The sequence below is a fragment of the Microbispora sp. NPDC046933 genome (assembly GCF_040644635.1).
GTDB lineage: Bacteria > Actinomycetota > Actinomycetes > Streptosporangiales > Streptosporangiaceae > Microbispora.
Genome location: NZ_JBEYWW010000013.1, coordinates 41,830 through 56,028, shown reverse-complemented (window position 1 = coordinate 56,028; position 14,199 = coordinate 41,830). Strand labels below are relative to the sequence as shown.

The following is a 14,199-nucleotide window of genomic DNA, read 5'->3' as shown; positions in this document are numbered from 1 at the left end:
TGACATGGGCAACTGGGATCGCGACGCGGGCGCCCGCTACATGCGGGCGACTCTCTACGACGCGCGGGACCTCTTCACCGAGGTGCTGAGCGAGAAGGGGACCGGCCACACCCCCTCGCCGTTCAAGGTCTACCGGGACGTGCCGCGGTTTGAGCTGGGCCGGAGCCTGCCCCTCCGGCTCGGCGACGCCCGCTGGTCGTTCGAGGAGTTCCGTCGCGAGGCGGCCGGCGGCGGGCCCGGCGAGCCCGTGTTCGACGCCGGTCTGCTGTCGGCTCTCCTCTACTACACGTACGGGTTCTCGCGCCGGGACGTCGGCCCCGGCGCGGTGTGGCCCTTCCACCGGTTCGTCCCCTCGGCGCGGTGCCTGTTCCCCACGGAGTTGTACGTGTGGATCCCGCGCACCGGCGCTCTGCCCCCCGGGATCTACCACTACGACTCCCTCCACCATCAGGTGGAGCTCCTCCGGGAGGGCGACCACAGGGAGGAGCTGTCGCACGTCCTCGGCGCCGATCTGGACGGTGCGCGGTGCGTGCTGCTGTTCTCCTCGCTGTTCTGGAAGAACGCCTACAAGTACCACGCCTACTCCTACCGCCTCTGCTCGCAGGAGGCGGGGATGACGGTCGGCAACGCGCTGATGGTGGGGGGCGCTCTCGGGCTGCGGGGACACGTCCACTACCAGTTCCTGGACGAGCGGGCGGGCGGGCTGCTGGGGCTGGACCTCGCCGAGGAGAACCTGTTCGCGGCGGTGCCCCTGTATCCGTGGGAGGGGCGGGACGAGGTGCGGCCGGAGCCGGGGAACCCGCCCCCCGGCCCCCTCACGTCGATCAGCCCGCCGTACGCGCGGACCGAGGGCTTCGAGCACGTCCACGGCGAGCTGTTCTCGAGCATCGCGGGCAACTGCCTGCTCCGCGGCGTGAGCGAGTTCGGCCGGCGCGGCCCGGAGCCGGACGCCTGCCCGGAACCGTCGGCGCTGCGGCCGCCGAGCCCGCCCACGGCACGCGGGACGGACCTGGCGGAGGCCCTGCGGTCGCGGTGCTCGGGCAACGTGCTGTTCAACCCGGTCTCCGCGCCGCTGGCGACGGAGGAGTTCTGGGAGATCGTGCGGTACGCGATGAGCCCGGTCGTCGCCGACCTCGGCACGGCGCCCGGCCTGCGCCTGTACGTCGTGGTGCTCGACGTGGCGGACGTGCCCGCCGGCGTCTACCGCTACTGCACCGCGCACGAAGGGCTCCACCTCGTCGGGAGCGGCGACGTCTCCCTGCCCCTGCAGGGCGCGATCGCCGTGCCGAACCTCAACCTGTGCGCGTCGAACATGGTCCTCTACGTCGCCGGCGACCACCCCGCGGCGAGCCGCGCGTTCGGCAACCGCGCCTACCGGATCCTCAACATGGAGGCCGGACTGGTCGCCCAGCGGATCTGCGTGATGAGCGGGGCGTACGGGCTGGCGGCGCGGATCCACAACGGGTACGACGCGGCCACGGTCGAGAGGGTGCTGGGGATCGAGGAGTCCGGTCTCACGCCGCTCTTCCAGGTGGCCGTCGCACACAACCGGCCGGGGGTCCAGTACGGGCTCCCGATTCTGTTCTGAAGGGGTCGTCGTTCGCCGTGGCGCCGTCACACCGCACGACAGCGGAGCACCGTCCGAGAGTGGAGCACCGTCCGACAGTGGAGCACCGTCCGACAGTGGAGCACCGTCCGACAGTGGAGCACGCACCGGCCTTCGTGGTCCGGGTCGCCGGCCTGCCGATGGAGATCCTCGACCGGCTGCGGTTCGACCGGACGACACGGCTGGCCGACGAGATCGTGGAGATCGAGCGGTGGCTCGCCGAGCGCGGGGCCGCCCTGTCCGACCCGCTCCACGACGTGATCGGGCGGACCGAGGACAGGGAGCGGAGGCGGCGCCTGATCGCGTTGCGCCGGGACCTCTTCCAGGGCCGGATGCCCAGGGGAGGCAGGCCGGACGAGGACCTGCTGCGGGAGGTCCCCGAGGGGCCGGCGGCGGAGATCGGTGAGTGGTGCGCGCGGGCCGAGCGGCTGGCCGCGCTCACCGCGGCGGCCCGGACGGAGCTGGCCGACGAGTCCCGGCGCAAGCGGCGCGAGCTCAGGGAGGCCGCGGGCGATCCGGCGTTCCTGAGCGGTCTCGTGCTCGCCAGCAGGGACCTCTACTCGGAGCTGGTGAAGTGGCTGGCGGCGGAGGGCGAGCCGCGCGAGGACCGGCAGCTGGAGCGCAGGCTGGTCAAGTACCTGTCCCGCATGGCGGCGAAGACCAGCCCGTACAGCACCTTCACCGGCAGCGCGGAGGGACGCTGGTCCGCGGACGGAGACCGGGCGGTGCGCAGCTCGCCGGAGTTCTCCCGGGTGAGCGTCGTGGAACCGCACGCGTTCACGCTGCGGCAGATCCGCCGGGCACTCGCGCGCCGGCCGCCGATCCGCCCGCATCTGACCCTGGAGATCAACGGCAGCCTCCAGGACGACGGCAGGGTGCTGCGCTTCCTCGGCAGCCAGGGAGACGAGGCGATCCTGGAGCTCGCCGCCGGCCCCGCGATCCGCCGGGTCCTCGACGAGGTGCGCGACGGGCCGGACCGCACGTACGGGGGTGTGGTCGCCCGCCTCGCCGGCCCGGATGAGGAGGGCCACGCCGAGGAGATCGCCCGGTTCCTCGACAAGCTCATCGAGATCGGGCTGCTGGAGACGGGCTTCGGCATCCCGGACGGCGACCCCGACCCGCTGGGGCGGCTCGTGGCGGCCCTCGAACCGTTCCCGGACGGCGAGGTCGCGCACATGCGGGGCCTGCTCGCCCGGCTGCGGGCGGATCTGGAGGCCTACCCCCGGGCGGACGACCCCTCCGAGCGGTTCCGGCTGGCGGGCGTCGTCCGGCGCGACCTCGACGAGATCTACCGCGGACTCGGCTGGAACCCGGATGGGGAGGAGGTCCCGAAGAACCCCTTCTACGAGGACAGCCTGATCCGCGGCGCGGACATCCGGTGGTCGGAGGCCTCGTTCGAGGGCCTGCTGGAGGACCTCGACCTCCTGCGCCGCCTCGCCGGGCTGTACGACCGCTTCCTGCCCGGGCGGCTGGCCGCCGCGGCCTTCTTCGAGGACCACTACGGCACCGGCGCCGTCAGAAGCCTGATGGACTTCTACCGGGACTTCTGCGCGGAGACCAAGGAGCCGCCCGGGTGGCGGCCCGGCTACCGGATCAGCGGGGCCGACCTGCTGACCTGCTACGAGGAGCCGTTCCCCGTGCCCGCGACCGGGCTGGGGCCGCTGGACGACGTGGCCCGTCTCCAGCGGGAGATCGTCCGCCAGGTGGCCGCGGCACCGGTCGACGGGGAGGGCAGGCGCCGCATCGACAGGGAGCGGCTGCGGGACTTCGTCGCCGGGCTCCCGGACGTCGTGCGGCCCATCGAGTCGATGGCCTTCTACTGTCAGGTCGCCGACCGCGGCGGCCGCACCGAGGCGGTCGTCAACGAGCTCACCACGGGCTTCGGCCGAAGCCGGGCGCGCCTGCTGAGGCTCGACGAGATGTGCGGCGGCGGCGCCTTCGAGCACTCCCGGTGGGAGGAGCCGGACGGCCGGCACGCCGAGATCGCCGGAGCGACGGGGTCGAACCTCAACCTGAAGCACCCGCTCACCTCCTGCGAGATCCACTATCCGGGCACGGTGAGCGCCCGCCCGCGCGACCGGCGCATCCCCATGAACGACCTGCTCGTCGTGCACGACCCCACCGCGGGACGCCTCCGCCTCATGTCCAAGAGCCGGGGGGAGGAGATCACGCCGGTGCACCTCGGGCTGATGGTCGAGTTCCTGCTGCCCGCCGCCTACCGGTTCCTCATCCAGATGTTCGGGCAGGCGGTGCCCCGGTTCGAGTTCGTCAAGCAGCTCGCGACCGCCGGCGCCCACCGGGAGTCCGGGGACGTGCGCGGCCACCCCCGGCTGTGCCTGGGAGACGTCGTCGTGAACCGGGCGCTGTGGACGGTGCCCGCCGCGCGGGTGCCGAGACAGGAGAAGGGCCAGTCGCCGCTGGACCACCTCCTCGCCCTGCGCCGCTGGCGGGAGCGGCACGGGATCCCCGAGCGGTGCTTCGTCCGGGCCTTCGCGGGGGAGCGCGCCGGCTCCGCGAGGGCGCGGCTGGACGGGCTGCTGGAGAAGTCCCGCAAGCCCCTGTACGTCGACTTCTCGAGCCCCTTCTTCCTCCGCGTGCTCGACCAGCTGGTGAGCGGGCCCGACCGCCTCATCGTCTTCGAGGAGATGCTTCCCGGCCCGTCGGACCTGGTCGTACGGGACGGACGGGGCTCGTACGCGAGCGAGTTCGTCGTCGAGCTCACCGGCCGGAGGGAGGGCGATGGATAACACCTGGCTCAGCGCGCACATCTACTACCACGACGACCTGGACGCGCTCATCGAGGGCGTGGTACGGCCCCTCGCCGCGGAACTGGCCGCGAGCGGGGCGATCGACGGCCGGTTCTTCGTACGGCACTGGCAGGGGGGACCGCACCTGAGGCTGCGGCTGCGGCCGGCGGCCGGCGCCGACCCGGCCGAGGTCTCCCGGCGGGTCGCCGAGCACGTCGGGCTGTTCCTCGCGAAGCACCCGTCGACGGCCGTGGTGGAACAGGAGGGCTACCTGCGGGTCGCCGGGCCGCTCGCACGCAGGGAACGGGGGCAGGGCGAGATCGAGCCCCTCCAGCCGAACAACTCCATCCGGTGGGTGCCGTACGAGCGCGAATACGGGCGCTACGGAGGGACGGCCGCCGCGCTGGAGACGGTGGAGCGCCACTTCGCCGAGTCCACCGGCATCGCGCTCGACGTGATCGCCTCGGGGAGGGGCCGCGACCACCGGACCGGCCAGGCCCTCGCGATGATGTTCCTCTGCGCGGCGGTCGGCGAGGCCACTCCCGGCGGGCTCGCCGCCTTCTTCACGGCGGGCCGGGGGGACTGGGGGAGCAAGCTCGCGTTCGGCGACCCCCGCCTGGAGGAAACCGCGTTCGAGGAGCGGTTCCGGCGTCAGCGCGACCATCTGCACCACCTGGTGGACGGGCTCGCCGCGATGGTCCGCGACGGCGCGACGGCGGACTCCGGCGCCCCCGCCGCACGGTGGGCGCGTTCGGTGGGCGCCCTGCGGGACGGCCTGCTCCGTCTGGAACGGGACGGCCTGTTCCGGCCCGGCGAGCCCCTGCTGTCCGGAGGGCGGGACGAGGAGGAGCACCCGGGCCTGCGGAGCGTCCTGCTGCTGTGCTCCCACATGAACAACAACCGGCTCGGCATCTCGCTCACCGAGGAGGCCTACCTGATGTACCTGCTGTGGCGGGTCGTCACGGACGCCGGCAGGCCGGTGGGCCCGCCGTAGGCACGGCACGGAACCTCACGGCGACCTCACGGCGACCTCACGGCGACCTCACGGCAACCTCACAGGCGACCTCACAGGGAAGGCGATTCATGAGCGCGAAGCAATGGCACAGCGCGCAGATCTTCTATTACGAGGAGCCCAAGGACGGGCTCGTCCTCGACTGCGTCCGGCCGGTCTTCCGGGCCGTGGCGCCCGCAGTGTCGCGGCTCTTCTTCGTCCGGCACTGGCTGCACGGGCCGCACGTGCGCCTGTGCGTCCTGACGGACGAGCCCTCCTTCCGGGACCTCGTACGCCCGGAAATCGAGCGCCACACGGAGGCGTACCTGGCGCGGTCCCCCTCGACGGCCAGGGTGGACGCGGCGGAGCTGCTGGCCGCCCATCAGGCGCTCGCGGTCCAGGAACGGGAGACGGGACCGCTCACGCCCCTGTTCCCGGACAACAGCGTGCGATACGAGCCGTACGACCGGCGTGTCGGCGTCCTCGGCAGCGAGGCGGCCGCGCGGCTGCTCGAGGACTTCTACCACGAGACCAACGAGACGGCCTTCCTGATGCTGGACCGGGTGCGGGCCGGTGACAACCGCCTCGTCCTGGCCCTCGACCTGATGTTCGCCACCGCGCACGCCATGTGGCCCGACATCCGGCGCGGGTTCATCTCCTACCGATCCCATTCCGAGGGCTTCATCGTCCAGGCGGCCGACCCGGAGGCCCGGCGCGCGGCGTGCGAGGAGAAGTACCGGTCCCAGGCGGAAGGTCTGCGGGACAGGCTGCGGGCGGTGCTCGAGACGCTCGACGACGGGCGCGAGACGGTCCCGTTCGTCGTCGACTGGGTCTCCAGGCTGGGCGACTTCAGGAGGCGGGCCGAGCCCCTCATCGCCTCCGGCGAGATCGCCTTCGGCGGGGGCGAAGATCGGGAGACGGGCCGGACCTGGGGGGCCGACCTGCTGCGGCACAGCACCTTCCACCGGCTGTTGCAGGGCAACGGCGCCCTGCTCGCGACGATGCGCGAGGATCCGGGATTCCTCGGCTTCCGGCTGGCCCTCAACTACATGTATCTGCACCTCAACCGGATCGGCATCCGGCCGTTCGAGCGGTTCGTGCTCTGCTACCTGGCCGCCGCCACCGTGGAGGATTACTTCGGCGTCCGCGCCGACGACTTCGTGGCACAGCCGGCGGGCTCGTGGTGAGCGGCGTGGAGGGCGGCCTCGGCCGGCGTTACGTGGAGGTCGGGGAGAACCTCCCCATCCCCGACGAGGTGGACTGGGCCGGCGCCCCGCGCCAGTTCAAGCTGTACGACCGGGGGTTGCCGAGAACGCCGCTCGGCTACGATCGGCCGCGCGCCGCCCCGGGATCGGTGTGGGGGTTCGAGCAGGCCGGGCAGTTGCTGGCCGACGTGTACGGGCTCACCCGGCAGCGGTGGACGGCGTCCGACGCGCTGCGGTGGATCGTGGGCACCCGGGGCTCGGCGGCCCCGTCCGGATATCGGGGGCTGGCGATGAACACCCTCAGGCCCGTGCCCTCGGGAGGCGCGCGTTTCCCGGGTGAGCTGTACGTGGTGGCCGGGCCCGGCGAGTGCCTGCCGACCGGCGTCCACCACTACGACCCGGCCCATCACGCGCTGGTGACGCTCCGCACCGGAGACCACCGGCTCGCCCTGGCGCGGGCCCTGGGCCTTCCGGCCGGGGAGGCGCCGCGGCTCACCCTGCTCCTGAGCGTCTTCTTCTGGAAGAACGCCTTCAAGTACGGCGAGCTGAGCTACCGGCTCTGCGGCCTCGACCTGGGCGCGCTGATCGGCCAGACCCTGGCGGTGACCGGCCGGTACGAACGCCGGGTCCGGGTCCGCTACCGCTTCCTGGACGACGACCTCGACGGCCTCCTGGGGCTCGACCCCGGACGGGAGAGCGTCTACGTGGCGATCACGGTCGACACCGGCCGGCGCACCGGCGGCCCGCTGCCGGCGGAACCCGCGACCGTGGCGCCCGAGCCGGTCCCGGCGGCGGGCACCTCGGGGAGCGGGGAGACCTGGTCACTGGAGGCCTTTCCGCTGCCGGCCCGGTTGCACCGGGCCGCGCGGATGACGGACCCCGCCGCCCTCGGCCATGCCGCTCCCGTCGTCGTCCCCGGTCCCGTACGGTCGCTGCGGTCCGTCCCGCTGCCGGAACGCCGGGCGGACCTGCTCGCCGGGCTGCGGCGCAGGCGGTCGTCGATGGGCTACTTCGAACGGCGGGAGCTGAGCCTCGACGAGCTCGCGGATCTGCTCGGCGCCACCGCCGGCGGCTACTCCAGTGACATCGGCGACGGGCCCGGCAGCACGTTGCTGTTCTGCGCCGTCAACCACGTGTCGGGCCTGCGGCCCGGCGTCTACTGCTACCGGCCGCGGACGCACGCCCTGGAGCAGATCCGCGACGCGGAGATCGGCGACGAGCTGCAGGCCAGCCTGCTGGTGCGGCTGTTCAACCTGTCCCACACGAGCCTGTGCGTCTATCCGGTGGCGGCCTACGAGAGCGGGCTCGGCACGTACGGGGACCGGTGGTACCGGATCCAGAACATGGAGGCGGGCATCCTGCTGCAGCGGCTCTATCTGGCGTCGGCGGCCCTGGGGCTGAAGTGCCACGCCAACCTCGGCTACAGCGTGCGCCAGACCAACAGGCTCCTGGGACTGGAGGACGGCCCGCTGACCAGCCTGATCCAGATCATGATCGGCGGCGGCAGGGAGCCCGGGGACTACTACGAGCACGAGTGCCTGTAGCCGCGGGGAGAGACGGACACGGAGAGACGGACACGGAGACGGACACGGAGACGGACACGGAGACGGACACGGAGACGGACACGGAGACGGACACGGAGACGGATGAGGTGACGGCGATGGGTTCCACCGGGCCGCGTCGGACGGAGGTCAGGGAGAAGGGACTGGTCGGGGTGCTCTTCAGCCCTCCGTCCGAGGGACCCCACCCCACGGTGATCGTCCTCGGCGGATCCGAAGGGGGCGTGCCGGAGCGGGCCGCCGCGGCCCTGGCGGGCGAGGGCTTCGCCGCGATGGCCACGGCGTACTTCGGCGTGGATCCCCTGCCACGGCACCTGGTCGAGATCCCCCTCGAGTACTTCGCGGGCGTCATCGAGTGGCTGAGGGGCCGGGAGGAGGTCGACCGGCGGCGGCTCGGCGTCCTCGGCCGGTCCCGGGGCGGCGAGCTGGCCCTGCTCCTCGCCTCGACCTACCCCGACGCGATCGGCGCGGTGGCGGCGTACGTGGCCAGCGGCGTGGTCTGGCAGGCGACCCCCGCGGACCCCGCCGCCATGCCGTCGGCTCCCCGCTCCTCGTGGACCCTCGGGGGACGGCCGGTGCCCTTCGTACCCGCCGCGAGACCGACCGCGGCCGAGGGGGCGGTGTTCCTGTCGTTCCTCAGGGGCGAGCCCGTGGCCTTCCGGCCCTTCTTCGAACGCGCGATGGGGCAGCGGGAGGCCGTGGCCGCGGCCGCCATAGCGGTCGAGAAGATCAACGGCCCCGTGCTGCTCCTGAGCGGCGGCGCCGACCGGCTCTGGCCGTCGGGCGACTTCGCCGAGGCCGTGATGAGGAGGCTGGCCGATTACGGGCATCCCTTCCCATACCGGCACCTCCACTACGCCGAGGCGGGACATCTGATCGGCGTGCCCGGGACGATGTACGGCCCCGGCGGGCACCGGTTCGGGCCGATCCTCATGGGGGGCGGCAGGGAGCCCGACGAGGCGGCGAGCAGGGACGCCTGGCCCACCGTGGTCTCCTTCCTGCGCACGGCCCTGAGGGCGGCGGCCTGACAGGCCCGGGCCGGGCGCGTCCAGATCCCCGCGTCACAGCGCCCCTGCGGGCGGGGCGGGCCGGGTTATGATCCGGCCGACCGCCCCGGTGCGGGAGCCGATCGACGGGAGGATGGGCATGGCCGACGCCTCGCGGGCTCCTCGGTCTTCCCGGGCGCCGCTGACGATCCTGCTGGCCGTGTCCGTCGTCGTGCTGGCGGGGACGGCCTACTGGCTCAGGGGGGCGGTGAGCGGGGAGGAAGAGCTGGCGGCCGACCGGCAGGCGGCGGTCCGCGCCGCGGCGGCGCACGCCGTGAGCCTGCTGTCGCTCGACCACCGCACGGTCGACGACGACATCAAACGGGTGCTCGCCACTTCGGCAGGCCCCGAACGCGAGGAGTACGACAGGGGCAGGGACGCGCTGAAGGCCGCCGCCCTGAAGAACAAGGTGGTGCAGACGGGGGTCCTCCGCGGGGCCGCGCTGGCGTCCATGAGCGGCGACCGGCGCACGGCGCAGGTGCTGATCGTCGCCGATGCCGTGGTCCATTGGGAGGACGGCAGGAAGACCCCGCCCGAGGAGCGCTTCTACCGCTGGCGCATGGAGGTCACCAGAGCCTCCGGGCTCTGGCTCGTGTCGCGTTCGGAGCTCGTCCAGTGAGGTGGGCGCTGAGGGCCCTGCCGGTGCTCGCGGCCGCCGCGCTCGCGGTCGCGGTGGTGACCATGTTCCTGGATCTGCGGCGTCTGCAGGGGGGCGAAAGGGCCGCCGCCGAGGCGCTCGCCGCCGCACGGGCCTACGCCCCCGACATGTTGTCGTACGACTACCGTACGATCGACCGGGACATGGCGAGGGCGGGCGCGCACGCCACGGGGCGGCTGGCGGAGCACTACCGGAGGCTCGGGGCGACGCTCGGGCCGCAGGCGCGCGAGCGGCGGACCGTCCAGCAGGCGGTGGTGGCCGCCGCCGGCGTGGAGTCGGCGACGCCCCGCGAGGTCCGGGTGCTGCTGTTCGTGAACATGGTCACGACCCGGTCCGGCCCGGGGCAGGAGACGGCGAAGCAGCAGGTCAGCCAGGGCAGGGCGCGTCTGGTGATGGTGACGCAGGGCGACGGCTGGCGGGCCTCCCGGCTGTCCACGCTCCTGGGGGACACGCCCGTCCCCTGAGCCCGTGGCTAAATTGTTAGCAAAGAAGAGGTTTGGGCCCGGCCTGCGGGTGGGTATCCAGGGCACAGCGGCGTTGGCGCATGGTCAGCGTTGGGCCGTTCGCGTGACTGAGCGTTACCCGTCTCCGGTCCCGGGTAGGGACTGGACCCCGGGCGTTCGCGCGGTCGCGAGGGCGGAAAAACCCAGCATGACGCCTGTCGGTTAGGCGAAATGTCGGCTCTCGGGCTTGACGTTTCGGCGCTGGCGGGTGATGCTGCCACCAACGTGGAGCGCAGAGCGAGAGCGGAGTGGACAGGTGTATGCCAATCGGCTACACTGCCCCTTTGCGCTGCCCTTTGACGACCGCTTCTCTGAGTAACCGCGTTACTCCTGGTCCTGGTCGTCTGGCGTGCGTGTAGTCAGTCCGCGAGCCCTCGGAAGGACATCTGTTGGCAGCCTCGCGCAACGCCTCCGCCGTACCCGCCGGTCCCCGTACCGTGTCGTTCGCACGAATCGAGGAGCCGCTCGAAGTTCCCGACCTTCTCGCCCTGCAGACCGAGTCCTTTGACTGGCTGGTGGGCAACGAACGCTGGAAGGCCCGGGTTGAGGCGGCTCGTCAGGCCGGGCGCAAGGACACTCCGACCCAATCCGGTCTCGAAGAGATCTTCGAGGAGATCAGTCCCATCGAGGACTTCTCCGGAACCATGTCCCTGTCGTTCCGGGACCACAGGTTCGAGCCGCCCAAGCACTCGGTCGAGGAGTGCAAAGACAAGGACATGACCTATTCCGCCTCGCTGTTCGTGACGGCGGAGTTCATCAATAACACCACAGGTGAGATCAAGAGCCAGACGGTGTTCATGGGCGACTTCCCGCTCATGACCTCGAAGGGCACGTTCATCATCAACGGCACCGAGCGTGTCGTGGTCTCCCAGCTGGTCCGCTCGCCGGGTGTCTACTTCGACCGTTCGGTCGACAAGACCTCCGACAAGGATCTGTTCGGCTGCCGGGTGATCCCCTCGCGGGGCGCGTGGCTGGAGTTCGAGATCGACAAGCGCGACAGCGTCGGTGTGCGGATCGACCGTAAGCGCAAGCAGCCCGTCACCGTGCTGCTCAAGGCGCTCGGCTGGACCAACGACCAGATTCTGGAGCGTTTCGGGCAGTACGAGTCGATGCGGGCGACGCTGGAGAAGGACCACACCTCCGGCCAGGAGGACGCGCTGCTGGACATCTACCGCAAGTTGCGTCCGGGTGAGCCGCCGACCAAGGAGTCGGCGCAGGCGTTGCTGGAGAACCTGTACTTCAACCCGAAGCGGTACGACCTGGCGAAGGTGGGCCGCTACAAGATCAACAAGAAGCTGGGGGTGGACTCGGACATCACCCAGGGCACCCTCACCGAGGAAGACGTCGTTGCCACCATCGAATACCTCGTCCGGCTGCACGCCGGCGAGGAGACGATGGCCGGGGCCAACGGCCGTGTCGCGATCGTCGAGACCGACGACATCGACCACTTCGGCAACCGCCGTCTGCGCACGGTGGGCGAGCTCATCCAGAACCAGGTCCGCCTGGGCCTGGCCCGCATGGAGCGCGTGGTGCGCGAGCGGATGACCACGCAGGACGTCGAGGCGATCACGCCGCAGACCCTGATCAACGTCCGCCCGGTGACCGCGTCGATCCGGGAGTTCTTCGGCACCTCGCAGCTGTCGCAGTTCATGGACCAGACCAACCCGCTGGCCGGCCTGACCCACAAGCGGCGTCTTTCGGCCCTCGGCCCCGGCGGTCTGTCCCGTGAGCGGGCCGGCTTCGAGGTCCGCGACGTGCACCCCTCGCACTACGGCCGGATGTGCCCGATCGAGACGCCGGAAGGCCCGAACATCGGTCTGATCGGCTCGCTGTCCTCCTTCGGGCGGGTCAACTCGTTCGGCTTCGTCGAGACCCCGTACCGCCGCGTCGTCGACGGCCGGGTCACCGACGAGATCGACTACCTGACCGCGGATGAGGAGGACCGGCACGTCGTGGCGCAGGCCAACACGGCCCTGAACGCCGACGGCAGCTTCGCCGAGACCCGCGTGCTCGCCCGCCGCAAGGGCGGCGAGTTCGAGGCCGTCCACCCGTCCGAGGTCGACTACATGGACGTCTCGCCGCGCCAGATGGTGTCGGTCGCGACCGCCATGATCCCCTTCCTCGAGCACGACGACGCCAACCGCGCGCTCATGGGTTCGAACATGCAGCGTCAGTCGGTGCCCCTGCTCAAGAGCGAGGCGCCGCTGGTCGGGACCGGCATGGAGTATCGCGCCGCGACCGACGCCGGTGACGTGATCTCGGCCGAGAAGGCCGGTGTGGTGGAGGAGGTCTCGGCCGACTACATCACGGTGATGAACGACGACGGCACGCGGACGACCTACCGGGTGGCGAAGTTCAAGCGGTCGAACCAGGGCACCTGCTTCAACCAGAAGCCGATCGTCGCCGAGGGCGACCGGGTCGAGCAGGGTCAGGTCGTCGCCGACGGCCCGTGCACCGACAACGGTGAGATGGCGCTCGGTAAGAACCTGCTGGTGGCGTTCATGCCGTGGGAGGGCCACAACTACGAGGACGCGATCATCCTGTCCCAGCGCCTGGTGCAGGACGACGTGCTGTCCTCGATCCACATCGAGGAGCACGAGGTCGACGCCCGCGACACCAAGCTGGGCCCCGAGGAGATCACCCGCGACATCCCCAACGCCTCCGAGGACGCCCTGGCCGACCTCGACGAGCGCGGCATCATCCGGATCGGCGCCGAGGTGGTGACCGGCGACATCCTGGTCGGCAAGGTCACCCCGAAGGGCGAGACGGAGCTGACGCCGGAGGAGCGGCTGCTGCGGGCGATCTTCGGTGAGAAGGCGCGCGAGGTCCGCGACACCTCGCTCAAGGTGCCGCACGGCGAGTCGGGCAAGGTCATCGGGGTGCGCGTGTTCAGCCGTGAGGAGGGCGACGAGCTTCCTCCGGGCGTCAACGAGCTGGTGCGCGTCTACGTGGCGCAGAAGCGCAAGATCACCGATGGTGACAAGCTCGCCGGCCGTCACGGCAACAAGGGCGTCATCTCCAAGATCCTGCCGGTGGAGGACATGCCGTTCCTGGAGGACGGCACCCCGGTCGACATCGTCCTCAACCCGCTGGGCGTGCCCGGCCGGATGAACGTCGGCCAGGTGCTGGAGACACATCTCGGGTGGATCGCCGCCCGCGGATGGGACGTCTCCGGCCTCGAGGAGGCCTGGGCCGAGCGCCTGCGTGAGAAGGACATGGACAGGGTCGAGCCCTGGACCAAGGTCGCCACGCCGGTGTTCGACGGCGCCCACGAGGAGGAGATCGTCGGCCTGCTCAGCAACACCCTGGTCAACCGGGACGGCTCCCGCATGGTGGGGGAGAACGGCAAGGCGCGGCTGTTCGACGGCCGCTCCGGCGAGCCGTTCCCGCACCCGATCTCGGTCGGCTACATCTACATCCTGAAGCTGCTGCACCTGGTCGACGACAAGATCCACGCTCGCTCGACCGGCCCGTACTCGATGATCACCCAGCAGCCGCTGGGTGGTAAGGCGCAGTTCGGCGGCCAGCGCTTCGGCGAGATGGAGGTGTGGGCGCTGGAGGCCTACGGCGCGGCCTACGCGCTGCAGGAGCTGCTGACGATCAAGTCCGACGACGTCCTGGGCCGGGTGAAGGTCTACGAGGCCATCGTCAAGGGCGAGAACATCCCCGAGGCGGGAATTCCCGAGTCCTTCAAGGTCCTCATCAAGGAGATGCAGTCGCTCTGCCTGAACGTCGAGGTCCTCTCCAGCGACGGCATGTCGATCGAGATGAGGGACACCGACGAGGACGTGTTCCGCGCGGCGGAGGAGCTTGGCATCGACCTGTCCCGGCGTCCCCACGAGGGCGCGATGACCGTCGACGAGGTCTGATTCAAAAGGGGATTA

At 71.3% G+C, this 14,199-nt stretch carries 9 protein-coding genes; all 9 read left to right on the top strand.

Annotation, left to right across the window (positions count from 1 at the left end):
* The first annotated feature begins 4 nt into the window (after positions 1–4).
* The 9 genes from ABZ857_RS19060 (at position 5) to rpoB (ending at position 14,184) form a co-directional block, all read left to right on the top strand.
* Positions 5–1,588 (top strand): SagB family peptide dehydrogenase, encoded by a 1,584-nt coding sequence (locus ABZ857_RS19060; RefSeq protein WP_357044565.1) that lies wholly within the window; start codon positions 5–7, stop codon positions 1,586–1,588.
* A gap of 113 nt (positions 1,589–1,701) precedes the next feature.
* Entirely contained in the window at positions 1,702–4,353 is a 2,652-nt protein-coding gene (locus ABZ857_RS19055) for a lantibiotic dehydratase (RefSeq protein ID WP_357044563.1), read from the top strand.
* Positions 4,346–5,347, top strand: coding sequence for a lantibiotic dehydratase C-terminal domain-containing protein (locus ABZ857_RS19050; RefSeq protein WP_357044561.1), 1,002 nt, complete (start codon positions 4,346–4,348; stop codon positions 5,345–5,347). Before ABZ857_RS19055 ends, ABZ857_RS19050 begins: the two co-directional genes overlap by 8 nt.
* Positions 5,348–5,436: 89 nt before the next feature.
* The gene (locus ABZ857_RS19045) at positions 5,437–6,531 is read left to right on the top strand and encodes a thiopeptide maturation pyridine synthase (protein ID WP_357044559.1); all 1,095 of its coding nucleotides are present in this window, start codon (positions 5,437–5,439) and stop codon (positions 6,529–6,531) included.
* A 5-nt stretch (positions 6,532–6,536) separates the two neighbouring features.
* Positions 6,537–8,093: a SagB/ThcOx family dehydrogenase gene (locus ABZ857_RS19040; RefSeq protein WP_357044557.1), complete on the top strand. Its 1,557-nt coding sequence runs from the start codon at positions 6,537–6,539 to the stop codon at positions 8,091–8,093.
* 116 nt (positions 8,094–8,209) lie between these two features.
* Positions 8,210–9,136, top strand: coding sequence for an acyl-CoA thioester hydrolase/BAAT C-terminal domain-containing protein (locus ABZ857_RS19035; RefSeq protein ID WP_357044555.1), 927 nt, complete (start codon positions 8,210–8,212; stop codon positions 9,134–9,136).
* 67 nt (positions 9,137–9,203) lie between these two features.
* A complete protein-coding gene (locus ABZ857_RS19030; protein ID WP_357044553.1) occupies positions 9,204–9,773 on the top strand; it encodes a hypothetical protein in 570 nt (189 codons plus the stop codon).
* Positions 9,770–10,276, top strand: coding sequence for a hypothetical protein (locus tag ABZ857_RS19025; protein WP_357044551.1), 507 nt, complete (start codon positions 9,770–9,772; stop codon positions 10,274–10,276). Before ABZ857_RS19030 ends, ABZ857_RS19025 begins: the two co-directional genes overlap by 4 nt.
* A gap of 428 nt (positions 10,277–10,704) precedes the next feature.
* Positions 10,705–14,184, top strand: a complete 3,480-nt coding sequence (rpoB, locus tag ABZ857_RS19020; RefSeq protein WP_357044549.1) for a DNA-directed RNA polymerase subunit beta — start codon at positions 10,705–10,707, stop codon at positions 14,182–14,184.
* Positions 14,185–14,199: the final 15 nt, after the last annotated feature.

Bases quoted from the DNA above. Each gene is read 5' to 3' on its own strand.
- ABZ857_RS19060 (WP_357044565.1), top strand. From the start codon at position 5: ATGGGCAACTGGGATCGCGACGCGGGCGCCCGCTACATGCGGGCGACT.
- ABZ857_RS19050 (WP_357044561.1), top strand. From the start codon at position 4,346: ATGGATAACACCTGGCTCAGCGCGCACATCTACTACCACGACGACCTG.
- ABZ857_RS19045 (WP_357044559.1), top strand. From the start codon at position 5,437: ATGAGCGCGAAGCAATGGCACAGCGCGCAGATCTTCTATTACGAGGAG.
- ABZ857_RS19035 (WP_357044555.1), top strand. From the start codon at position 8,210: ATGGGTTCCACCGGGCCGCGTCGGACGGAGGTCAGGGAGAAGGGACTG.
- ABZ857_RS19030 (WP_357044553.1), top strand. From the start codon at position 9,204: ATGATCCGGCCGACCGCCCCGGTGCGGGAGCCGATCGACGGGAGGATG.